General features: G+C 44.8%; 19 protein-coding genes. 15 read left to right on the top strand and 4 right to left on the bottom strand.

The genetic code is table 11. The features are described 5' to 3' along the window. Positions 1-31: 31 nt before the first annotated feature. From VF412_RS08455 to VF412_RS08420, 8 genes are all read left to right on the top strand, one after another. Complete coding sequence (locus VF412_RS08455; protein WP_331338794.1) at positions 32-2,482, top strand: L,D-transpeptidase family protein; 2,451 nt, start codon at positions 32-34, stop codon at positions 2,480-2,482. Continuing rightward, a complete protein-coding gene (locus VF412_RS08450; protein ID WP_331338793.1) occupies positions 2,472-3,080 on the top strand; it encodes a hypothetical protein in 609 nt (202 codons plus the stop codon). Before VF412_RS08455 ends, VF412_RS08450 begins: the two co-directional genes overlap by 11 nt. A gap of 160 nt (positions 3,081-3,240) precedes the next feature. Further along, positions 3,241-3,561 carry a cell division protein ZapA gene (locus VF412_RS08445; protein WP_331338792.1) on the top strand — a complete coding sequence of 107 codons (321 nt, stop codon included), beginning with the start codon at positions 3,241-3,243 and terminating at the stop codon, positions 3,559-3,561. Positions 3,562-3,584: 23 nt separating this feature from the next. Next, complete coding sequence (locus VF412_RS08440) at positions 3,585-4,139, top strand: 5-formyltetrahydrofolate cyclo-ligase (protein ID WP_331338791.1); 555 nt, start codon at positions 3,585-3,587, stop codon at positions 4,137-4,139. Positions 4,140-4,157: 18 nt separating this feature from the next. Further along, on the top strand, positions 4,158-5,723 hold the full coding sequence (gene rny, locus VF412_RS08435) for a ribonuclease Y (RefSeq protein ID WP_331338790.1): 1,566 nt from the start codon (positions 4,158-4,160) through the stop codon (positions 5,721-5,723). Positions 5,724-5,730: 7 nt separating this feature from the next. Beyond that, a complete protein-coding gene (gene tyrS, locus VF412_RS08430; protein ID WP_331338789.1) occupies positions 5,731-6,966 on the top strand; it encodes a tyrosine--tRNA ligase in 1,236 nt (411 codons plus the stop codon). Between the two features lie 81 nt (positions 6,967-7,047). Next, positions 7,048-7,830, top strand: coding sequence for a 2Fe-2S iron-sulfur cluster-binding protein (locus VF412_RS08425; protein WP_331338788.1), 783 nt, complete (start codon positions 7,048-7,050; stop codon positions 7,828-7,830). A 50-nt stretch (positions 7,831-7,880) separates the two neighbouring features. Beyond that, the gene (locus VF412_RS08420) at positions 7,881-8,690 is read left to right on the top strand and encodes an alpha/beta hydrolase (RefSeq protein WP_331338787.1); all 810 of its coding nucleotides are present in this window, start codon (positions 7,881-7,883) and stop codon (positions 8,688-8,690) included. A 57-nt stretch (positions 8,691-8,747) separates the two neighbouring features. Here the strand turns inward: VF412_RS08420 and VF412_RS08415 are convergent, their stop codons facing one another. The 3 genes from VF412_RS08415 to VF412_RS08405 all read right to left on the bottom strand — a co-directional run bounded on the left by VF412_RS08415 (position 8,748) and on the right by VF412_RS08405 (position 12,054). Beyond that, complete coding sequence (locus VF412_RS08415; RefSeq protein WP_331338786.1) at positions 8,748-9,074, bottom strand: iron-sulfur cluster assembly accessory protein; 327 nt, start codon at positions 9,072-9,074, stop codon at positions 8,748-8,750. Between the two features lie 112 nt (positions 9,075-9,186). Further along, on the bottom strand, positions 9,187-10,365 hold the full coding sequence (locus tag VF412_RS08410; RefSeq protein ID WP_331338785.1) for a cysteine desulfurase family protein: 1,179 nt from the start codon (positions 10,363-10,365) through the stop codon (positions 9,187-9,189). A 45-nt stretch (positions 10,366-10,410) separates the two neighbouring features. Next, complete coding sequence (locus VF412_RS08405; protein ID WP_331338784.1) at positions 10,411-12,054, bottom strand: hypothetical protein; 1,644 nt, start codon at positions 12,052-12,054, stop codon at positions 10,411-10,413. A gap of 178 nt (positions 12,055-12,232) precedes the next feature. On the opposite strand from VF412_RS08405, the gene VF412_RS08400 reads away from it, so the two are divergent. The 3 genes from VF412_RS08400 to VF412_RS08390 all read left to right on the top strand — a co-directional run bounded on the left by VF412_RS08400 (position 12,233) and on the right by VF412_RS08390 (position 17,137). After that, positions 12,233-14,551 carry a vitamin B12-dependent ribonucleotide reductase gene (locus VF412_RS08400; protein ID WP_331338783.1) on the top strand — a complete coding sequence of 773 codons (2,319 nt, stop codon included), beginning with the start codon at positions 12,233-12,235 and terminating at the stop codon, positions 14,549-14,551. A 37-nt stretch (positions 14,552-14,588) separates the two neighbouring features. Further along, positions 14,589-15,788: a S1 RNA-binding domain-containing protein gene (locus tag VF412_RS08395; protein ID WP_331338782.1), complete on the top strand. Its 1,200-nt coding sequence runs from the start codon at positions 14,589-14,591 to the stop codon at positions 15,786-15,788. A gap of 86 nt (positions 15,789-15,874) precedes the next feature. Next, entirely contained in the window at positions 15,875-17,137 is a 1,263-nt protein-coding gene (locus VF412_RS08390; protein ID WP_331338781.1) for a trypsin-like serine protease, read from the top strand. Here the strand turns inward: VF412_RS08390 and VF412_RS08385 are convergent. Further along, the gene (locus tag VF412_RS08385; RefSeq protein WP_331338780.1) at positions 17,134-18,234 is read right to left on the bottom strand and encodes a competence/damage-inducible protein A; all 1,101 of its coding nucleotides are present in this window, start codon (positions 18,232-18,234) and stop codon (positions 17,134-17,136) included. The two genes, VF412_RS08390 and VF412_RS08385, sit on opposite strands and share 4 nt — an antisense overlap. 185 nt (positions 18,235-18,419) lie before the next feature. On the opposite strand from VF412_RS08385, the gene VF412_RS08380 reads away from it, so the two are divergent. The 4 genes from VF412_RS08380 to VF412_RS08365 all read left to right on the top strand — a co-directional run bounded on the left by VF412_RS08380 (position 18,420) and on the right by VF412_RS08365 (position 21,851). Beyond that, positions 18,420-19,628, top strand: coding sequence for an acyl-CoA dehydrogenase family protein (locus tag VF412_RS08380; RefSeq protein ID WP_331338779.1), 1,209 nt, complete (start codon positions 18,420-18,422; stop codon positions 19,626-19,628). A 21-nt stretch (positions 19,629-19,649) separates the two neighbouring features. After that, on the top strand, positions 19,650-20,363 hold the full coding sequence (locus VF412_RS08375; protein ID WP_331338778.1) for an RNA methyltransferase: 714 nt from the start codon (positions 19,650-19,652) through the stop codon (positions 20,361-20,363). A 121-nt stretch (positions 20,364-20,484) separates the two neighbouring features. After that, on the top strand, positions 20,485-21,399 hold the full coding sequence (locus VF412_RS08370) for a protein tyrosine phosphatase (RefSeq protein WP_331338777.1): 915 nt from the start codon (positions 20,485-20,487) through the stop codon (positions 21,397-21,399). Beyond that, the gene (locus VF412_RS08365) at positions 21,396-21,851 is read left to right on the top strand and encodes a hypothetical protein (RefSeq protein ID WP_331338776.1); all 456 of its coding nucleotides are present in this window, start codon (positions 21,396-21,398) and stop codon (positions 21,849-21,851) included. The genes VF412_RS08370 and VF412_RS08365 overlap by 4 nt, the downstream gene beginning before the upstream one ends. Positions 21,852-21,862 lie beyond the last annotated feature (11 nt).

Below are 21,862 nucleotides of genomic sequence, written 5' to 3'. Positions count from 1 at the left end.
ATTGAAAAATAAGCCTCGTGATGAGGTTTATATGATGTTGAAAACACTTGTTAAGAAGTCCTTTATTTTTGGGATGAGCATCTCGTTGATGGCTCCAAGTTTTTCTTACGCGTTTGGTGAGGCATCGACAATCCAAGCTTTTGTAGGACGCCAATCGGTAGTTCCACTCATTAAGCCTTCTTGGGGTGATTTTATTTTGCATACGGATCGCTTGAATAAGCTTTATCAAGGTCGTGGCTATCAAGCTATTTGGGTGAACAGCAATGGCCTTCCAAATCAGATGGCAGCATCCCTAAAAGCCACGCTGTTAGCGGCGGATCGCCATGGTTTAAACCCTTCAGACTATTGGGATGATGACGTCGAAAAACTTTATAACGCGACAATAGCGAATCAAAATAACTGGATCACTTTTGAACTTGCTGCGAGCGAAGCGATGATTCGCTTTGCTAGTCATCTTTCGACGGGTCGTTTTGATCCAGAGCAAATCGACACAGATATTAAATTTAAAAAGAAAGAATTCACTGAATACAACGAATTGCTGATGGCTGTGAACGCAGGTCCTCAGGGGTTGCAGGCAGGCCTTGATAGAGTTGCGCCTAATCATCCTCGTTATGCAGATTTGATGGCGGCATTAGCACAGTTGAAGAGTCAAAAGGCCACTGGTGGTTGGGCCACAATCAATTCGCCAGGATTTATTTTAAAGCGTGGAGTGAAGAGTCCTGTGATTCAAAAGCTTCGCGATCGCTTCAATCAATTGGGCTATCCGATTTCGAACAACGGTGGCGACGTTTTTGACCAAGAGTTCGAAGATGTCTTGAAGTTGTATCAATCTAAAAACGGACTTTCTCCAGATGGTATTATCGGTACGCGCTCTGAAGTTTTACGAAGCATGAACTACTCGGTGTCCCAACGTATTGCCCAGGTAGAGACCACCATGGAGAAAATTCGTTGGCTGCCAAAAAATATCGAACAGCGCCATATCTTTGTGAACTTGGCGACTTCTGAATTCAGATTGCAAGATGAAAGTGGTCAGGTTTTCTATTTTAAAACTATAAATGGTCAACCATTCCGCCGTACACCTTCAATGCGTGATTTGTTGAAGCTTGTGAAGTTCAATCCAACTTGGACGGTGCCTCACAGTATCGCGATCAAAGATAAGCTGCCTCTTTTGCAAAAAGATCCAAATTATCTTGTAAAGCACAATATGACTTTAATGGATGCCAATACGGATGAACCGCTGGATGCGACTACAATTGATTGGTCGTTGGTAACTCCTAAAACATTTACTTATTATATCAGACAAAATCCAGGTATGGATAACGCCTTGGGAGTTGTAAAGTTCCCACTCACAAATCCTTGGGCGATCTATATGCATGACACTAACGAACGAAATCTGTTCGCGGGAAGTGAACGTCATCTTAGTTCGGGGTGTGTGCGCTTGGAAAGACCTTTGGATTTGGCCGAGTATCTTCTGCGCGATAATCCACAGTGGACTCGCGCCAATATCGATGCCTTCCTTCCACATAGCTTGGATGAAAGAGCTGATAAGTCTCAATGGGAATACTCAGTGCCGTTAAGTCAGCCTATTCCGGTTTATTTTATGTATCTAACTGTCGAAAAATCAGAAACAGGCGCTTTGCGTTTTGTGGATGATGTTTATGGACAGGACACTCGCGTCGCAAAAGCTTTGGCAAATAAGAAAGACGGTGAAATCAAAGCGAGCATGCTGACTCAGAATGTGCTTTCAGGATACCTGCAAGTGAATGGCACCCCTGGTAAATTCCAGATGTTCCAAAAAGTAAAAGCAGTTCGTTGTGATACGAACCAGCGCGGCGCTTGTGATGCGCCAATTGTTTTGGATTTAAACAAGCCTCAGCAAGTGCCAGCGGGTAGGTACCTCGTGGGTTTTGAAAATTCAATGTACCCAGGCATGGTCACAGTTGAGCAAGGTCGTAATACAGTCTTGAATTTGGAAAGAGTCACTGTGCCTTCCTCTGTGCGTGGGCAAAGAGTGCGTGTGTATCGTGATTTTACTCAAGACGTGGAACAGCAAAAAATGATGTTGGAAATGTTCGCGATGAATCATCACTTCAATCGCCTTGAGAAAGATAATTTCGGTGATCTGTATCTGACCGGCACCTGGGAGCGTGACTACGTTCAAAGATTCACTTATGAAATCTGTCCTAGATTGAGTGCTTATGGTGACGTAAGTCCCGAGGCAAAAGATGTTTGCACGGCTTGGAGTACAGCTCAATCTCCGACGGATCTTGCGCCGATGTATCAGTTTAATAAAGACGGAACCTTCCAAGAATTATGGGTGACCTACCCAGGAGATATGATATCCTCGAAACATCCTCGCTATTTAGTTTCTGCTCCAATGACGGACTCTGACTTCGTAGCGGTTTTCCCTGGCGCCTACAGAGTGCAAGCCGAAGGGAAAAATACAACGGCTGTATCGATGAAGGTAGGGAATGTTCAATAAACTTCTTCCGGGATTTTTTCTTGCAGCGATTATGATGGCGGGCTCACAGTTGTGGGCCGCCGATATGAAGCTAAAACCTGTTTCTGTTTCATACGAAAATTTGATGCGCTGTTTTCCTGAGCTTCAGGACGACAGCCTGTCGTTCAAAGTGGATTTGAATCGCCTGAAAGATGTGGTGGACGATAAGTTCGTGACCTCACAATCGCAACTGCGTCAAAGAAAGATTCAGTACACAGATGCGGACAAGAACCTCATGAATTTGATTCTCCGCAATACTTTTAGAGGCGAAAAGAAGGTCGAGACCGAGCTGGTCCTTCAGCAAGTCGATGACAAGGGGGTCATCACAGACGTGAAGTTGACTGACAACCAACGTTTAAATCCCAAACAAGAGATTATTAATAATTTCCTTCTCAATGCGACCATCAAATCCGATGAGTATTCCTATCTTGACACGAAGCTTAACGAGGTGGTCTCGACCTATAAACGGAATTTCAAAGACGTTCAAGAGTATGAATTGGACGATAAGCTGAATCACCGCGATGTCTCCTGCGAAAAACAGAAGAATCTCGGTATTATATGCACATGTACTAAAAAATAAATCTGTTGAATATCGCGCCTTTAGCTATATACTTTTCTTAGTGTTGTTCTAGGAATTTTTCTAGAGTTTTAAAGGATTTAAACAGTAGGTTTTCAAATAGCAGTGGAACCGACTCCGTGGAAGCGGAGTGTAGACAAATCAGCTTGGCTTGGAGCATAGGGTGACATCAGAGAAAAAGAACTACAATTTCCTCATTGCCGGTGTGCCTTACAAATTAAAAACTTCTCATGACGATGAAACTGTTCAAGAAATGGTGGATTTCGTTAACTCCAAAATGACTCAAGCGATGGGTGTTACTAAAAACGGTTCCTTCCAAAATGCCGCAGTATTGACGGCTATGAATATTGCTGAAGAACTTATCCTCTTAAAGAGAAAAGCGGCTCGCGAGTTGGAAAAACTCGAAGAGAAAGCTTTGGCTCTTTCTCAAGAACTTGAAAACTCAAAAGAAAAATCCCAGAGCAGCAAGGTTTTGAACAATTAACCTCGTTGACACTTTGGAGTGCCATGTCCTCTTGGAACTCTAAAAAGGAATGTCGTTCCTATTTTAAGTCTCTTTGCGCCAGAGAGTTTGCGCAAGGTCTTGTTCAAAATCAACAGCAGTTAAGCACTCACTTGCGTGACTTCATGTCGTCGCAAACTGGAGTGTGGGGAGCCTACAGGGCTCTTCCTCAAGAAGCCGATGTGGAAGAGGTTTTTACTCTCATCCATATTGAGTGGCTCTTTCCGCGTGTAAGCGGAAGTGAACTTGAGTTCTGTCGGGTGGATGGATTTTCTCAAGGAGCTTTTGGCATTCTTGAGCCCGACATGAAATCCCTCGTGGTCGATCATCGCCACATTCGAGGTCTGCTGATTCCAGGTTTAGCGTTTAATAAGGACGGTCATCGTCTTGGTAAAGGCAAAGGGTACTACGATAGAACTCTTGAGCACTTCACTGGGATAAAGGTGGGCATCTGTTTTGATTTTCAAATTTCAGAACAACGCCTGCCAGTTGAGGGGCACGATATAAGAATGGATTTTCTTATCACCGAGTCCGGACTCATCGATTGCCGTAAACAGTAGAAGTTAGTAGGAGTTATCATGGAAATAGCAATTGCCGCCATTCTAGGACTTGTGTTGGGCGCAGTCGTGGTTTTTGTCATCAAGCGTTTGCAGGACAATAACAAAAAGAAATCAGCTCGCATCGAAGCAGAGCGTATCGTAAACAGGGCCAATTCTGAAGCTGCGAAGCTTAAGAAAGATGCAGAAACGAAATCAAAAGATTTCGAAGCACGTGCTCGTAAGAATGTTGAAGCTGACATTCATAAGCAAAAATCCACTTTGAAAAATAAAGAAGCTCAATTGGATCGTCGTTTGAAAGAAATTGACGATCAGTTCAAGCAAAAGATGGAAGAGAACGACCGTTACTTGAGTTCTTTGAAAGACCGCGAAGAAAAAATCGCGATCTCTGAAAACCGTATCAAAGAGCTAGAGAAAAAAGGCGAGACTCATATCGGCGAACTTCGTCAAAAGTTGGAATCTGTCGCGGCGATGAGCCAGGACGAAGCGAAACGCCAACTTTTGGACGCTTTGGAAGATGAAGCGAAACAAGAAGCTTCTAAGAAAATCTCGCAAATTGAAGAAGCCGCTCAAAAAGAATCTGAAGCAAAAGCAAAACGCATCTTGGCTGTGGCATTATCGCGCTTTGCTTCTGAATACACATCAGAAAGAACTGTCAGCGTTCTTGCTCTTCCAAACGACGAGATGAAAGGTAAAATCATCGGTCGTGAAGGTCGTAATATCAGAACATTGGAAGCTCACTGTGGCGTGGACTTGATCGTCGACGATACTCCGGAAGCTGTCGTGATTTCTGGTTTCGATCCAGTTCGTCGTGAACTGGCTCGCAGAACAATCGAAAAATTGATGGAAGATGGTCGCGTGCATCCGGCACGTATCGAAGAAGTTGTAGAGAAGCAACGTAACGAGTTGATGAAATCCATCAAAGAAGAAGGTGAGCGTCACGTGATGGAATTGGGTGTGGCAAACATCCATCCTGAACTTGTAAAAATCATCGGTGGCTTAAAATACCGTTCTTACCAAGGTCAAAACGCTCTGAATCAGTCGTTGGAGGTTGCACAAATCGCAGGTCTTCTAGCGGGCGAGTTAGGTGTGAGTGTGAAGATCGCACGTCGCGCGGGTCTTTTGCACAATATCGGTAAGGCCATCGATCATACTGTTGAAGGCAGCTATGCTTTCGTTGGTGCTGAAGCGGCAAAAAAATATGGTGAATCTGAGGACGTATGTCATGCGATTCGTGCTCATGATGAAGAAGAAAAACCTCATTCATTGTTGGCTTGGATTGTTCACGCCGCTTACACACTTTCAAGCGCACGCCCAGGGGCTCGTCGTCCGCAAATGGATTCTTTCATTCACCGTTTGGAAGATTTGGAAAGCATCGGCAACAGCTTCGATGGAGTTCTTAAAACATTGGCTCTGCAAGCAGGTAAGGACGTTCGCGTTCTTGTTGAATCAAGCAAGGTCACTGATGATCAAGCTGTGATGTTGTCTCGTGATATTGCTCGTAAGATCGAACGTGAAGTTCCGCAAGCTGGCGCAGTAAAAGTAACTGTTGTCCGCGAAACTAGATCAGTAGAACACGCTCGCTAGGACGGTTATGGCTTTTTTAGATCCGAAAGAACAGTTAGAACGTATTAAGTTTGGTGTGGCAGAGTTCATCAACGACGAAGAGATGTTGAAGAAACTCAAGCGTTCGAAAGAAACCAATACTCCGCTGAATATTAAGTTGGGCGCAGATCCAACTCGTCCTGATATTCATATTGGTCATACTGTTGTTATCAATAAGCTTAAGACGTTCCAAGATCTTGGCCATAAAGTTTATTTCTTGATCGGTGATTTCACGGCGCAAATCGGGGACCCGTCAGGAAAAAGCACGACTCGTCCAGTTCTAACTCGTGAAGAGATCGAAGCGAATGGTCGTACGTACGCGAAACAAATTTTTAAAATTTTGGATCCTGAAAAAACAGAGATTGTTTACAACTCCGCTTGGATTAATAAGATGACTCCGGTGGATTTTATCAAGATGTCTGCCCAATACACAGTGGCGCGCATGCTTGAACGTGACGATTTCACAAAACGTTATAAATCAGGAACTCCGATTGCGATCCATGAGTTCTTGTATCCATTGACTCAGGGCTATGACTCTGTGGCATTGAAAGCCGATGTAGAGTTGGGTGGTACAGATCAAAAGTTCAACTTGCTAGTCGGTCGCGATATGCAAGTGGCATACGGTCAGGAGCCTCAATGTGTCTTGACCATGCCGATTCTTGAAGGGATTGATGGCGTTAATAAGATGTCGAAGTCTTTGGACAACTACATCTCTGTAGTTGATACACCGAAAGATATGTTCGGTAAGACGATGAGAATCTCTGACGACTTGATGTATCGCTGGTATCAGCTCTTAACTGACATCACTGCAGTAGAACTAGAGCAGTTAAAAAAAGATGTGGCCGATAAAAAGAAACATCCACGCGAAGTGAAAGTGAACTTGGCCAAATTCTTGATCAAGCGTTTTCACTCAGCGGAGGCAGCACAAGCTGCTGAAGATGAGTTCAATCGCATCTTTGTTGACAAAGGTATTCCAGACGACGTTCCAGTCTTTGAATTACCGACAGCCGATATTCCAGCAGAAGGTTTGGGTATTACTCAGCTTCTAGTAAAAGTGGGCTTTGCAGCTTCAAACAGCGAAGCAAACCGCATGGTTCAAGGTGGAGCTGTTCAACTGAGTGGCACCAAAGTAACTGATGCAAAAGCAAAATTCGCAGCCGCAGCTTTGAACGATCAAGTTCTAAAAGGCAGCAAAACAAAATTCACAAAAATCGCCGTTAAATAAAAGGTACGCCGTACCTTGTTGCGATGCTTTGTGTAAAAGGCCTGGAGTTTTGGGCCGAATGAATTGATAGGATCTTTGAGTATGAAAATTAAATTTCTTCCGCAGAATATTGAAGTTGAGGGGACTCCGGATAAGAGCCTTTTGCAAATTGCGACGGAAAATCATCTCGAGATTCGCTCGATTTGCAAGGGTGTACCTTCTTGTGCCGAATGCCGCGTACGCATCACTGAAGGCGACAACAACGTTCTTCCGCCGAACAAGGCAGAATTGAGCTTGATCGGCACCAACTACTTTATTGATGGAAGACGTCTCAGTTGCCAAGTTCATTGCTTCGGTGATGTGACAGTAGATTTGACCGAACAAGTTGAACGTCAAGAAAATCAGACAAAGAAAATCCGTGGATTCCGTTCGAACAAACAGGTGGAATCTAAAGCAGTAAACGACATGATGCTTTTGAACGAGGAAGAAGTGAAAGAGCATCACCATCATCAACACAACCAACAGCCGCAAGTTGAAGGCACTTTAGAGAAAACGGAAGCGCAGGCAACTGAGCCTCGCGAACAACGTCCACAGCGCCAGCAGAATCAAAACAATCAGCAGCGCGAAAACAAAGGGCAGCAGCGAGCTCGTGGTGGCGATGAACAACGTCATCAAAATCAACAAAAACAGCAGCATAATAAGCAGCAGAACCAAAACCAAAATAAAGGCGGCGGTCAGCAAGCGCAGGGGCAAAACAAGTCACAGCATCAGAATAAGCCTCAACATCAACACAATAAACAGCAGCAACAACAACGTGGTCCTCAGCAAAATCAACAGCCAGGCAATCAACCACAGCAACAAAAAGGTCCGAAGCCTCAGAAGTAGGCCTTAGGTCTTGTTCATTGCAGATGTTAAATTCCCGATAATATCTAAGGATGTCTCAAAAGATCACTTACCGGGAACGGGGACAAGGTGCTGTGCTGTTGCTTCTTCATGGTTATGGAGGAAGCATTCATCATTGGCAGTCTGTAGCTGAATCCATGTCTGAACATTATCGAGTGATCGTTCCAAATCTGACTCACTTATATTTAAGTAGCGAAAAGTTATCATTCTCGACCCAAGTGGATTTGCTCGCACAATTTATTGAAGAACACTTCCCTGGAGAGCCCGTGCATGTGGCGGGTCTTAGCTTTGGCGGCGCTTTATGTTGGGGCTTAGCTTCGAAATATCCACATCTTGTGAAGAAGACAATGTTGATCAATCCCATGGTCACAGATCCGATCAAACATTTCATGCCGATTGAACTTCGTTTCTTCTTTACGATTCCTCTCAATCTAAAAAGTATTTACGTGATGCTATCGACCCCTATGGGACGTTCGTTTTTAAGGAGATCTGCACAGATTTTCCGCGATGAACGCGCGGATGGACCCACTGCTGTCGAACGTCTGCAAGGACGTAAGCTTCAGTTTGTGGCCTATATGATTCATCACTTCGCATGGCTTCTTCGTTCGGAAGATTGGTCGGCGTGGAGCAAGAACTTGCTCAATTACCGAGGTGATGTGTGTTTGATTTATGATAAAGAAGATCTTTTATTTGATGAAGGCTCTTACAAGAAATTTGCAATGCACATTGGTTGTGAAGATGTGATCGCTTTGATGGGAGCGGGTCACTTGGCAATTAAAACTCGTCCAGAGTTGATTGTGAAGCACCTGCGCGAGTTTATTGAAAACACGGTCGCTGCTTAAATAAAAAAGCCACATCATTTCTGATGTGGCTTCCTGAATTCAAAATTTAAATTAAAATTAAACGTTAAAGCTTGAACCGCAACCGCAGTTTTTTGAAGCATTCGGATTGTTAAAGACAAAACCTTTACCGTTCAAACCACCCGAATATTCAAGTGTCATGCCCAAAATATAAAGAATGCTTTGTGGATCTACGGCAACTTTTTGACCGTTCGATTCGAAAACCTTATCGCCTTCACGTGGAGTCAGATCAAAATCCATCTTGTAAGACAAACCAGAGCATCCGCCTTTTTTCACTTCAACGCGAAGAAATGCTTCAGCAGATTTGCCTTCATCTTTTTTAAGAGAAGCAAGTTTAGCCGCAGCTTCTGGGGAAATATTGATCATAGGAAACTCCTTAACTGATAAAGCCATTCTAACACAAAAGGCCCCTGGGCGGGAAGCTTGGGGCACGGTCTCCACAGGACCTCGGGTTTAGGCATCTAAAATGCTGAAAATATTATACATTTTTCCTTGGGATGGCGTTCTGAAGAATCTCGACAGCTCGCAAAACTTCGTCTTCTGTGGTCCAACGCCCTACACTCAACCGCAAAGTGCATTGGGCTTCTTCGGAGTTCAAACCGATGCCATTCAAGACGTGACTGATCGTCATAGTTCCAGTGTGACACGCAGATCCTGTGCTAATTCCGAGCTTTTGCAGTTGAGGCAAAATGGAGTCTGTCGTCACAGGTAAAGTCACACTGAGATTGATTGGAGATCTTTCTGTTGCATGGCCGTTCATGCGCACGCCGGGAATGGCCGCTTGAAGTTTCTGCCACAGAAGATCACGCAATGATTTCATGCGAGCGGGTTCTAAATTCATATTGCGCTGACAAATTTCTGCGGCAGTTCCAAGACCCACGACACCGGGAATATTTACGGTGCCAGAACGAAGGCCACGCTCTTGGCCACCACCATAGATGAATGGATTGATTTGCACCTTAGGGTCTTTCGAGCGGATATACAAAGCGCCAACACCTTTCGGTGCATAGAACTTGTGACCCGAGAAGGACATCATATCAACGCCCATTTCCGTGACGTTAACAGGAATTTTTCCAACTGCTTGTGTGCCATCGGTATGGAAATAAATTTTGCGTTCCTTCGCAAGCTTGGCAAGTTCAACAATTGGATTGATCGAACCTATTTCGTTATTTACCCAGATGAAACTCATAAGTTTTGTATGAGGCTTGATAAACTTACGAACGGTTTCAACCCCTACTTGTCCAAAAAGATTCACAGGTAAGTAATCAACCTCCACGTTCATCTTTTGTGCGGCTTCCATAGCCTTAATGACAGAGGCATGTTCAACACAGCTTGTGATCATGTGAATTGGTTCATAAGGATTTTCTTCACGAATTTTTGAAATCAATCCAAAAATCACCCAGTTGTTGGATTCCGTAGCACCACTTGTGAAAGTGATCTCTGTCGGTTTCGCACCGATTAAAGAGGCAACCTGTGCACGTGCTTTTGTCGCAGCATTATCAGCGGCCCAACCCCAATGATGGGCGGCGCTGGCAGCATTTCCAAAAAATTGTTTGAGATAAGGTTCGATGCGCGCAAAGACTTCGGGATCAACAGGAGTTGTTGCATTGTAGTCGAGATAAATTCCAGGATCTTTGCTCGTAGGGTTGCTTTCCATGAGATGAGCTACTCATGCTACTTAGGAAGCGTCAAGGCCAATCTTCTAAACGGTATCTTTCTCACTTTCCTTGGCTTCAAACTCTGCTATTTTATCGTTTAAGAAATTCTGTGCCCGATATTTATCGAAGCCCTCTAATTCCATGCGTAAAATGTGAAGATGTTCCACGCCTTGACTGACAAGACGATCTTTCTGATTGCTAAAGAAAGTTCCTCCGCAAGGAGTGTATAAAAGATATTTATTATTGCGTGGCAAATAAATATAAACATTAAACTCTACGGGGACATCTGCTGTCAGTTCGTTGATAGAAACGGCCGCCATCTCGGCGTCACCGCAATCGATCAACTTTGCACGCAAATCGGTGCGAGGGAAAAAAGCCATCGCAATTTCTTCGCCGTTGTGAACGGACTTGCGCAAAAATTCTGCGTGAGCCAAAGCCCAATCTTCAAAAGGCACTTCGCGAATTTTCATTTTCATGCTTTCGCTTTCCTGAAGATCTTCGCCTTTGTCTTTCAAGAATCGGAACAAACGGGAGCGAATTTTTTCTACGAAAGCCAAATCGATGTGCTTATCTTTTGCCATGGCTGCTATCAGATAGCCAGAGAAGCGTGGGGACTCGACAAGAATACATGCAATGTTCGTGGCTTTTTCAATCGTGGTGACTGTGTCGTGAAAATTAATACAAGATTTCTCTAAAGCTTCTTTTGCTCCTTGAGAAATCAATGTTTCTTTTTCTGTGCGTCGAATATTGTCGTCTGGTGTTTCTGGTCCGGGCCGCTCTTTTGTTTTTGCGATGACATCAGCCGGAGCCCAGCCAGGTCCATCTTTTTTTGGAGCGCGAGGGACATAGTCGATAGGCTTTGGATTTTGCTCTTCCGTGTTTAAAGACGAATAGTAATGACTCGCATCTAAAGTGGAGCCAGCTGAGTCTGGTTGAGATTTTTTAGACCCCATTGTGCCGGCGAAATCATTACCATTGTCTTTGTTAGTGCCTGAGCCTCCGTGGCCAACGCCATCTTTGCCATTTGAGCCGGACATTATTCCCGCGACACCGTCTGGGTTATTTCCGTGAGCGGTGAAGTGAGAGGAGGTACCCGCTATCGCATTGTCCGTTATCTCTGATGAGTTTTGAGGAAATCCAGTGGCGGTCGCTTCTCCGCTGTCGCCAGTAAGAAGCTGTGCTAATAAATTTTGTGCAGATTCTGCTGTTCCATTGGCGCCGCCACGAATTGCGATCATAGAGTTGCGAAGTTCTGCATTTCCTTCTTCCCAGGTACGGTGGCTCTGGCCGCCATTCGATGCGTTGGCCTGTTGGTCTTTGTAGTATTTGTTCACAGTGCGTTCAATCGAAGGACCTGTGATGGGCGGGAAGATCGCATACTCGGCGGAGGTTTCGGAAAGCATTTTCATATTGGCGGCGGAAGCTGTCTCAGAAAAGGCAATCACACAAACGGGAAATGCTTGAGTTAAAACTTTTGGCAGATTGCGGACTTTTCGATTGGGGTGATCGATGCTGATCATCACAAATTGCGGCTGATTCTGTACAAGAAAGATCAGGGCTTCTTTAAGATTTGCAGTGGATTTAACTTCCCATTCCCGGTTCTTGAGGAAATTCTCTGCGGCAGCTAGACCTTGGGCGTGAGATTTTATGATCAGTAGCGACTTCTTTTGTTGCGGTTCTTGCTCCATAAGCCTTTTCCAAAATGTTCTAAATTGATCTGCAACTCTTAACGGCAAAGAAATTTAAACAAACAAGTAAACATCGCACTTATGTGTTCCGCATTGCTGATTTTTAATTGGGTACAGGACTGGATCGAACATGCGCTAGAGGTTGAGCCTTGTAGTTGCGCGAACTACAATATTCGCTATGACAAAACAGATCAGCTTACATAGTCCCGCGTATTTTGTTCCCGCAGGTAAGAAACCGGAATCTCTTTTTCATTGGAAAAAAGTGGATTGTCAGATTAAGAATCGCAAGGGCGATGTCTTTTTTGAGATGAAGAATGTGGAAGCACCGGAAGGTTGGTCGCAACTTGCGGTGGAAATCGTTGCCAGCAAATACTTCCGCAAAGTCGGTGTACCAAAGACAAAGCATGAAAGATCTGTGCGCCAACTCGTCGACCGTGTCGTAAAAGCGATCGTTGCCAGCGGCTTAAAGCAGAAAAAATATTTCTCTTCAAAAAAGGATGCCGATACTTTTGGAAATGAATTGAAGTACATTCTTCTTTCTCAACGAGGAGCTTTCAATAGTCCCGTATGGTTCAATGCGGGGCTTTTCGAGGCTTACAAAATAACTTCGCCTAGCGAGCATTTCGCCTGGGATGAAACTAAAAAGGCAATCAAAGCGACGAAGAATGCTTTTGAACGCCCTCAGTGCTCTGCCTGCTTTATTCAAAGTGTTGATGACTCCATTGAGGGAATTTTCGAGCTTGCGAAAACCGAAGCAAAGCTTTTTAAATATGGCTCTGGTACGGGCAGTAACTTTTCTGCCATTCGCAGCAAGTATGAGCCGACAAGCTCTGGTGGTCATAGCTCAGGACTGATTTCATTCTTAGAAGTTTTAGATAAAGGGGCCGGGGCGATCAAATCAGGAGGCACCACACGTAGAGCTGCAAAGATGGTGGTCGTCGATATCGATCATCCCGAGGTCTTAGATTTTATCGAATGGAAAATGAATGAGGAACGAAAGGCCCACATGCTGATTGCAGCGGGCTTAAGTTCTGACTTTGAAGGCGAGGCCTACAGAACAGTTTCAGGGCAAAATGCGAATAATTCCATTCGCGTTCCTGATGTTTTCATGAAAACTGTTTTGCAAGAAGGACCATGGAAATTAAAAGCAAGATCCACAGGGAAATTATATCGTGAAATTCCCTCGGCTGACGTGTGGAGAAAAATTTCTCACGCGGCGTGGGTGTGTGCGGATCCGGGCATTCAGTTCCATGACACGATCAATAGATGGCATACTTGCCCCAACACGGACATCATTCGTTCAAGCAATCCCTGCTCGGAGTACATGTTTTTGGATGATTCCGCCTGCAACCTGGCCTCAATCAATTTGGTGAAATTCTTAAACCCGGATGGCACTTTTGATTTCGAATCCCTGATTCATACAGCAAGAACGTTGTTTGTCGCTCAAGAAATTTTAGTGGATTATTCGAGTTATCCGACGCAGAAGATCGCACAGAATTCTCATGACTATCGTCCTTTGGGATTGGGCTTTGCCAATCTTGGAAGTCTTTTGATGAGGAAAGGAATTCCTTACGATAGCGACGCGGGAAGAGCCTGGGCCGGAGCAATTACCGCGATGATGAACGGAGTTGCTTATTTGACAAGTGCCGAGATGGCTCGTGCAAAAGGAGCCTTCGCTGGCTTTAAAAAGAATCGCTTTCCGATGCTGAAGGTGATGAAGATGCACGAGAAATCTTTAAATGGTGTGGCGTGGGATTTCTTGCCAGAGGGTTTAGAGAAAGCCACTCGCAATCTTTGGAAAGCCGTTGTTTATAATGGCGGTAAGTATGGCTATCGCAATGCTCAAGCGACTGTGATTGCTCCGACAGGAACGATTGGTCTGATGATGGATTGTGATACCACGGGGATAGAGCCGGATTTTTCCTTGATCAAATATAAAAAGCTTGTTGGCGGAGGAGAAATTCAGATCGTCAATCAAGCCGTCGAGCCCGCATTGCATGTTCTTGGATATGAAGAGGAACAGATCACGCGAATTTTGAAATTCGTTGAAGATCATAACTCTTTGCAAGATTGTCCTGATCTTAAGAAGGAGCATTTGCCGGTTTTTGATTGTGCAAACGGAGCGCCTGGACAACGAGTTCTCTCTCCAGAAAGTCACGTGAAAATGATGGCGGCAGTACAGCCGTTTATTAGCGGTGCGATCTCGAAAACGGTGAACTTGCCTTCAACGGCGACGGAAAAAGACATTAGTGATGTTTATTTCCTGGCTTGGCGCCTGGGCGTTAAGGCGGTGGCCGTTTATCGTGATGGAAGCAAACAAAGTCAGCCGTTAAACCTTAAAATCAAAGGTGAGAGTCCTGACGGCAGTCCGAAAGAAATTAAAGTCGATATTGTCCCCGATTTTACAATGAAATGCCCGGAATGTGGGAGCGACACAGTGCTAACAAGCGGCTGTTATCGTTGCCCAAATTGCGGAACCACAGTAGGTTGTAGTTGAAAAGCGGCCGGTAAAAAAGGCCCGATTAGGAAGAGATATGTCTAAGAAAGATATTTTTGGTGATGATGTTAATGAAGGAAAAACTTTTGAAGATTTTGAGCAAATGTTCGCTCAATCTGAAAAGGGTTTAAAAACTCGCGTAAGTGTTGGCGACGTTTTCCAAGGTGAGATTCTTTCAATTGGTAAAGAAGAGTCTTTCGTTTCTACGGGAACTCCTTCTGATGGAATGATTTTGACGAAGGATTTGTTGGACGAAAACAAACAGGTCAAATATCAAGTTGGTGATGTTCTTGACTGTGTTGTTGTTGCGATCAAAGGCGGCGAAATCCGCGTTGCTAAAAAAGGTTCTACGGCTGCGGCAGCGGATTCTTTGGAAGATGCTTTCGATATGGAACTTCCCATCGAGGGTAAAGTAACTGAGGCTGTCAATGGTGGTCTTCGTGTTAACATCCAAGGTAAGACAGCTTTTTGTCCAATCAGCCAAATCGATTCTAAATTCGTGAACGATGTGAGCGAATATGTGGGTCGCAAGTTTGAATTCTTGATTACTCAATATGATCCGCGCGGTCGTAATATCGTAGTGTCTCGTCGCAAGCTTTTGGACATGCAAAAAGCTGAAAACGAAGGGGCTTTCATGCAGAAACACCAGCCAGGTGTTGTCCTTGAAGGCAAGATCACTCGCTTAGAAAAGTTCGGCGCTTTTGTTGAGCTTGCTGGCGGTGTTGAGGGTATGATTCACGTTTCAGAATTGGCTTGGTCGCGCATTCATGATCCAAAAGAAGTGGTGTCTCCAGGCCAACCTGTAGCAGTCAAGCTTTTGAAAGTTGAAGAGACTGATGGTGGTCGCTTGAAGATCGCTCTTTCGTTGAAACAAGCGGAAGGCGAAGGCAATCCTTGGACAACAGTTCCAACTCGTTTCCCTGTAGGTACAGTTGTTAAGGGCACTGTTGAGAAAAAAGAAGTTTACGGATTGTTCGTGACGTTGACTCCAGGTGTGACAGGTCTTCTTCCAAAATCAAAATGGAGAGACTCTGTTGATGCCAATACCTTCGAAAACAAGAAAAAAGGTGACGAGATCATCGTTCAAGTCGATCAGATCAATATGGACGATAAGAAAATTTCTTTGGGAGTTCCAGGTGAGGCAGAAGATTCTTCGTGGAGAGCCCACCAGACGGCATCTTCAAGCGGTTTTGCTTCATTGGGAGATGCTTTAAAGGGTCTGAAGATCAATAAATAGATCTCTAGTGTTATAAATTTGAAAGGGCTTGCGGATTATCCGCAGGCCCTTTTCTTTTTCTCCGTAAATGCCGATGAATTTTCGGTATGGACCGCTTCGGCTATTTCATTTTTCTTATTGCAATTTTAGTGTCTCGTGCTGAGACAGCGAAAGCCTTTCAAGTCGAGTGTGAAGACCGGGCGAATTGTTCGTCGTCTGTGGCCGGTCTTGCTATGACCGGCGGAAGTGTTTGTACAGGATTTCTGATTGATAAAGATGTTTTAGTCACAAACTTTCACTGTCTTCCTGAAGGGCTTAAAAAAGTGGGATCAAGCTGCGAAGGGCAAATCCATTTTTTATTTCCGGCAACCCAAGATCATCAGGCCGAGGAAGCGGACTGCGACAAAATTCTTTCTTTGTCATCCAGTGATGGAGATGAGCCTTTGCGTATGGATTATGCCGTCTTAAAGTTGAAGTCCCGGGTGGAACGTCCTCCACTTTATGTGAACGACAGCGGCATTCGCGACGGAGAAGATCTTACGATTTATAAAATCGATCCAGTTCCAGGGCGCGGTGGAGTTTTAAAACGTGTCACTTGTCCCGCAATGCAGAATACCATTATCAACCCCTATTTCGACGGCGACTTGGCCGGTGTCGTAAGTTTAGTTCCATGTTCGATTATCAAGGGGAACTCGGGCTCTCCCATGGTGGATAGTTCTGGATCGGTAAAGGGTGTGATCAGTGCCTCATCGGAACTCTCGTTGCCTGAAGAGGTTGTTCAAGATAAGCCCAATGCGAAATTGAATCTTGCATCTGGAACTAGTTTTGCCTGCATAGATCTTCCAACCTCGGCTGTTTTGAAAAGCAGTCTTCACGCGGAATGCCGAGTGAAGATGGACTCCAAGGCCCGCAAGAAGCGTGTCGATGATATGCTGGAAGCATCGCGCGCGAAATTGCAACAACAGCTGAATAAGACAATGGACACTGTGGCAGCAGATTTGACGAAAGCCGCTCACGGTATCATTCACTGGAAAGTGGATGTGATAGAGGCGACTTCAGAACAAAATAAAAAAGGCATACAGTCTATTTTTCAATTTGTTCCTGAATGCTTAAATCTACAGAAGGAAAAGCTCGCCGAGGTTTCAACAAAGCTTAAGGACGGAAAAGTCAGTTATGATTTTAAACTGCCAGAGGTGGAAGTCATTATGGCCTATGATGATCACTATCGTATTGTCGGCAAAACCGTCAGAACGGACAAATTGACCACTGTTGATGTTGTGCCTACAGATCTTTTGAACGATGAAAAATCCAAAATCTATCTGAATCAAACACCGCTTCCAATTTTGTCTTGTTATCGCCGGGCGAATTAGCCTAAATGCTTGAGCCAAAACACCATCGCCATTTCTGCGAAGTACTGCATACGGCGCTCTTTCATTGGCATTTTCTTGTAAGGTGAATCTAAAACATCCGTGAATGTTTGGCGACCTTTGCTGACGCTGACAAGGCACGTGTGCTCGTCACGAGGAAGAAGACTGAGGCGAACTTGCGCTTCTTCATCGATCACGTTATTCGCAAAGCTCCAGGATTTTGCTGTCATGAAGTCGCGCATGACGGGCATTAGGCGATTCATTAAAAATTGTCCAGTGACCGAATCCTGAATACTGACAGAGTTAAATTGATTCAAGCGTCGGCTTAAAATCAAAGGCACATCTTGCTGATCACGAGTGATGAGGCAATGTGACAAAGCTTGAGTGACTTTTTCAATGTATGGAGCCATTTCCGCTTCACGTGATTTAAAGAACGACATCTTCACTTCCACATAAGGAAGGTGCACGCGATAGCCTTTTTCAACATCGACATCTTTAAGAACATCTTCAACAATTGTCGCTACATCTGACTCGCCAATACCGATGGTGTCCCAATGACGAGTGATGAATGGATCGATATTTTTAGTGTTATCAATCAACCATTGGGCGATCGACGAATTCCAAACAGCCTCAATTTCCCGAGGCGGCCCAGGCAAAACGAAAATTTTTTTTCCCTGAGCTTCGAAGTAAAAGGCATTCGCAGTGCCTTCTGTATTGGTCAAAACGCGAGAGCCGCGAGGGTAGTAACATTGTTGGCGCTGGATCTCTTTGACGACGTAACCGCGGGGTTCGAGGCGATCTTTGATATGTTGCCAAGAGCTTTCGTCAAACTCGAGCGGAAGATGTGCCCACTCGCTGACCACGTCCCGAGTGAAGTCATCACTCGTTGGCCCCAGGCCGCCTGTGACGAACAGAAGATCGCCGTAACCAGCGCAGAATTGCAACGCTTCTAACATGAGTTTTTTATCATCCGGCACGACAAGATGAAGTGTCGTTGTTAATCCGAGTTGCTTCAGTTTTCCTGAAATCCACGCGCCATTTTTATTTACGATTTGGCCATCAACCAACTCTGTTCCGATACCAAGGACTGTTGCTTTCATGAGAGGACTCCTACGGGCACCATTAAAAAATAGACCTCTATTGTGAGGGCGTCCAGGCCCTTTGCGGCACATAGGAATGTTTGGTATAAAATAACGTACAAACGCATGGCGTCAATGCGGTCTAAACCTTGCCCACTAAGCATGGTTTTCAATAGATTCGCAACTCTAATAAAGGAGCATTTATCATGTCTTTCAACTGGAAGGAATTCGACCTCTACAATCCTACTCCTGAACACGCGATGTTGCGTGAAACAGTGAAGGCTTTTACAGAAGCCGAGGTTGAACCTCAAGCTCACGAATACGATCGTTCTGAAAAATTCAATCTGACACTTTTCAAAAAAATTGGTGAGCTTGGATTGTTGGGGATCACTGTTCCAGAACAATTCGGGGGAGCCGGGATGGATGCCACGGCTGCGACAATCGTTCATGAAGAGCTGTCTGCTTCTGATCCTGGTTTCTGCTTGGCTTATCTTGCACACTCGATGCTTTGCGTGAACAACATCGCGGTGAATGGCAGCGATGAACAACGTCACCGCGTTCTTCCAAAACTTTGCTCTGGCGAGTGGGTTGGAGCTATGGCGATGTCTGAGCCTGCCGTAGGTACGGACGTTCTTGGTATGCAAACTCGCGCTGTTAAAAAAGATAAAGAGTGGGTTTTGAACGGTCGCAAAATGTGGATCACAAATGGGACAGTGGATGAAAACAACACTCCTTGTGATCTGGTTTTGGTCTATGCAAAAACTGGCGAGAAACACGGTCGCGCGTTGATTTCTACATTCTTGGTTGAAAAAGATCACAAAGGTTTCCAAGTTGGACAAAAGATCAAAGATAAATTGGGTATGCGCGGCTCGAACACAGCAGAACTTGTATTCCAAGACTGCCACGTTCCTGAATCAGCCTTGATCGGCCACGAAGGTGATTCCATGTTGCACATGATGAGAAACCTAGAGATCGAGCGCCTGACTTTGGCAGCTATGAGCTTGGGTATCGCTCGTCGTTCTATCGAAATCATGAATCGCTATGCGACAGAGCGTGAGGCCTTTGGCAAATCTTTGAATCATTTCGGTCAAATGCAACGTTACATCGCTGACAGTTATGCTGAATACAAAGCAGCACGCACTTATGTTTACGAAACTGCTCGTCGTATGGATTTGAACAAAGAAGGAAACCGTTTGGATTCTGACGGCGTAAAACTTGTTGCAACAACAATGGCAAAAAACGTAGCAGACCGCGCGATCCAAGTTTTGGGTGGCTACGGTTATGTGGGTGAGTACGTGGTTGAAAGACTTTGGAGAGACGCGAAGCTGCTTGAAATCGGTGGTGGTACTATCGAGGCTCACCAAAAAAATATCACTCGCGATTTGGCGAAAAATCCTTCGTCTTTGTACAAGTAATTTAGAAAAGATCGGGCACACATGTTTCCATACGGGTCGGATATCGAAGTTAACACTCACTTGAAAGTAAACTATCAAGTGGTTCTGGAAAAAATCGGCCCGTTGTTGACAGACGATCGTCGTCAAAAGATCGATCGCGTGGTGGCGCAAAGGAACTTTGACACGGCTGTGGTTTTGGAAAGCATCTATGACCGCGGAAATATCTCTGCGGTCATGAGAAGTGCTGAAGGTTTGGGCTTCGGCAATTTTCATGTCATTGAAACTCAAGAAAAATTCAAAGAATCGGCTCGCGTCACTCAAGGCGCTGATAAATGGGTTGAAACTAAAAAATGGAAAAAGACCTCTGAGTGTGTGCAAACATTGAAGTCTCAGGGCTACAAAATCTTTGTGACTCATTTGGATGCTCGCTCAAAGCCTCTTCACGAAATCGATTTTAGTGGAAAAACGGCGTTGGTTTTGGGTAATGAAAAAGACGGTGTCAGTCCCGAGATGGTGGCCGCGGCCGATGAAACCATCATTATCCCGATGTCGGGCTTTGTGCAGAGCTTTAATATCTCTGTGGCGGGGGCCTTGGCTTTGTATCATATCTTTCAAGATCGCTTGAAACGTCTGGGCTCAAATGCGTCATTAACGCCTGAAGAACAAGATATTCTTCGTGCTCATTATTACATGCGCACTCAGGATTCAGCCTATCAGTATCTGCAAGAGCTTTTCTCGCGCGGAATGCTTTCTTAATCAACTGGCCTTTTTAAAAAGGTCCCCGCGAGATCTAGCTTTTAAAACGGAAATCTTTTACGCTTTCTAAGTGGGTGGTTAAAAGCCAATCTGCAACAAGGCTCTTGAGAGGTTTCCATCTATGAAAAAAGCAATTCTTCTTGTGCCATTTGTAGTCGCAGCCTGTGCGCAAAAAAATATTCAATCAGAATCCAATGTGGCGGGTCCTTTTCCATCCCATGCTGAGTCCACCGATAAAAGTGGAATAACCAAACCTGCATTTTTTTTGACTATTCCTCAGCCGACAACGCCAGTGGAAGTTGTCTTCGATACCTCTTACGATACTGCAAGGATTGTAAACTATCGCCAAAGCGAAAAGCTTCACATGTCAGGCAGTGCAACTTTTGGTCTGAAAGCGATAAAAACTTTGGCAAAGCCAGCAAAGAAAGTTAAGGCCGCTTTGACAGTGTTTGATCTTCGTCAGGAAAGTCATGGATACATCAACGACAAGCCTATGACGTGGTCTTCGCCCAACGATTGGGGTCTTGCAGATTTAAACCATGACGAAGCCATTCAACGAGAACGCCGATTGCTGTTAGATACTCCGTTGGGATCAAATGTCGCTGGTAAGAATGTGCAAAGTTTAGAGACAGAAGAAAGTGCCGTGCAAAGTCGTGGCTACGAATACATCCGCTTGACAGTGACTTCCCATCTTCGCCCCTCTGATACAGAGGTCGATCGTTTCTTAGAGGCTGTAAAGGCATTGCCAGAAAAAAATTGGGTGCATTTTCATGGTCGTGAGGGCAAAGATCGCACAACCCTGTTTATGGCGATGTATGATATGCTTCGTAATGCAAAGGCGGATTCTTTGGAAGATATTGTAAAGCGCAACGAAGATTTAAGTCATGACGGCGGCTTACTGGATCTTCCCGCTCATGATAATGCTCTCTATGTCTATCAAAAGGAACGTGCGGAATTCCTGCGAGAGTTCTATAACTTCGCCAAAGCTCATCCGGATGGAAAAGATATGCTTTGGACAGAATGGATAAAAAAATGAAATTAATATCAGTTCTTGCTTTGATGGTTTTGCTTTCATCGTGTGCTTCATTAAAGAAATCATTTTGTAACTGTGACTGCGATAGCAAGTCAGGCAGAGAAACTAAAATGAGCAGTTCTGCGCAAACAACGGCTTTTCATGCCGAGCGCACCAAGATTTCTGTGAGTGAAAAGGGAGCCCCGGCGAAAGAGGCTAGTATCGTTGTTGATAGCGATGACATCGAAGCGGGGAATCGCATGTCCAAGGCTGTGGATGCCTTTGTTTTTAAGAATCAAAAAGATGATTTTACGGCTTTATGCAAAGACACGCGTTTTGATTGTTTCGTGAATGATAAACGCTATCCAAAAGGTCGCAAAAAAGTGAAACGTAAAGTTCCTCCATTCTTAAGCGGGTCGAAAATGGGGCTGCAGGGCGAAACCCGCGTTCGAGTAAAATACGATTTTTACCCATAACGAGTTTGTGA

The organism is Bdellovibrio sp., assembly GCF_036384735.1.
Taxonomy (GTDB): Bacteria; Bdellovibrionota; Bdellovibrionia; order Bdellovibrionales; family Bdellovibrionaceae; genus Bdellovibrio.
Note: the sequence above shows the minus strand (reverse complement) of the source record. Positions and strands in the feature narration are given on the sequence as shown.

Coding starts and splice junctions, on each gene's coding strand:
- rny (WP_331338790.1), top strand. CDS start 4,158: ATGGAAATAGCAATTGCCGCCATTCTAGGACTTGTGTTGGGCGCAGTC.
- VF412_RS08375 (WP_331338778.1), top strand. CDS start 19,650: ATGTTTCCATACGGGTCGGATATCGAAGTTAACACTCACTTGAAAGTA.
- VF412_RS08395 (WP_331338782.1), top strand. CDS start 14,589: ATGTCTAAGAAAGATATTTTTGGTGATGATGTTAATGAAGGAAAAACT.
- VF412_RS08415 (WP_331338786.1), bottom strand. CDS start 9,074: ATGATCAATATTTCCCCAGAAGCTGCGGCTAAACTTGCTTCTCTTAAA.
- VF412_RS08410 (WP_331338785.1), bottom strand. CDS start 10,365: ATGGAAAGCAACCCTACGAGCAAAGATCCTGGAATTTATCTCGACTAC.
- VF412_RS08450 (WP_331338793.1), top strand. CDS start 2,472: ATGTTCAATAAACTTCTTCCGGGATTTTTTCTTGCAGCGATTATGATG.
- VF412_RS08365 (WP_331338776.1), top strand. CDS start 21,396: ATGAAATTAATATCAGTTCTTGCTTTGATGGTTTTGCTTTCATCGTGT.
- VF412_RS08400 (WP_331338783.1), top strand. CDS start 12,233: ATGACAAAACAGATCAGCTTACATAGTCCCGCGTATTTTGTTCCCGCA.
- VF412_RS08455 (WP_331338794.1), top strand. CDS start 32: ATGATGTTGAAAACACTTGTTAAGAAGTCCTTTATTTTTGGGATGAGC.
- VF412_RS08385 (WP_331338780.1), bottom strand. CDS start 18,234: ATGAAAGCAACAGTCCTTGGTATCGGAACAGAGTTGGTTGATGGCCAA.
- VF412_RS08420 (WP_331338787.1), top strand. CDS start 7,881: ATGTCTCAAAAGATCACTTACCGGGAACGGGGACAAGGTGCTGTGCTG.
- VF412_RS08405 (WP_331338784.1), bottom strand. CDS start 12,054: ATGGAGCAAGAACCGCAACAAAAGAAGTCGCTACTGATCATAAAATCT.
- VF412_RS08390 (WP_331338781.1), top strand. CDS start 15,875: ATGGACCGCTTCGGCTATTTCATTTTTCTTATTGCAATTTTAGTGTCT.
- VF412_RS08370 (WP_331338777.1), top strand. CDS start 20,485: ATGAAAAAAGCAATTCTTCTTGTGCCATTTGTAGTCGCAGCCTGTGCG.
- VF412_RS08425 (WP_331338788.1), top strand. CDS start 7,048: ATGAAAATTAAATTTCTTCCGCAGAATATTGAAGTTGAGGGGACTCCG.
- VF412_RS08380 (WP_331338779.1), top strand. CDS start 18,420: ATGTCTTTCAACTGGAAGGAATTCGACCTCTACAATCCTACTCCTGAA.
- tyrS (WP_331338789.1), top strand. CDS start 5,731: ATGGCTTTTTTAGATCCGAAAGAACAGTTAGAACGTATTAAGTTTGGT.
- VF412_RS08440 (WP_331338791.1), top strand. CDS start 3,585: ATGTCCTCTTGGAACTCTAAAAAGGAATGTCGTTCCTATTTTAAGTCT.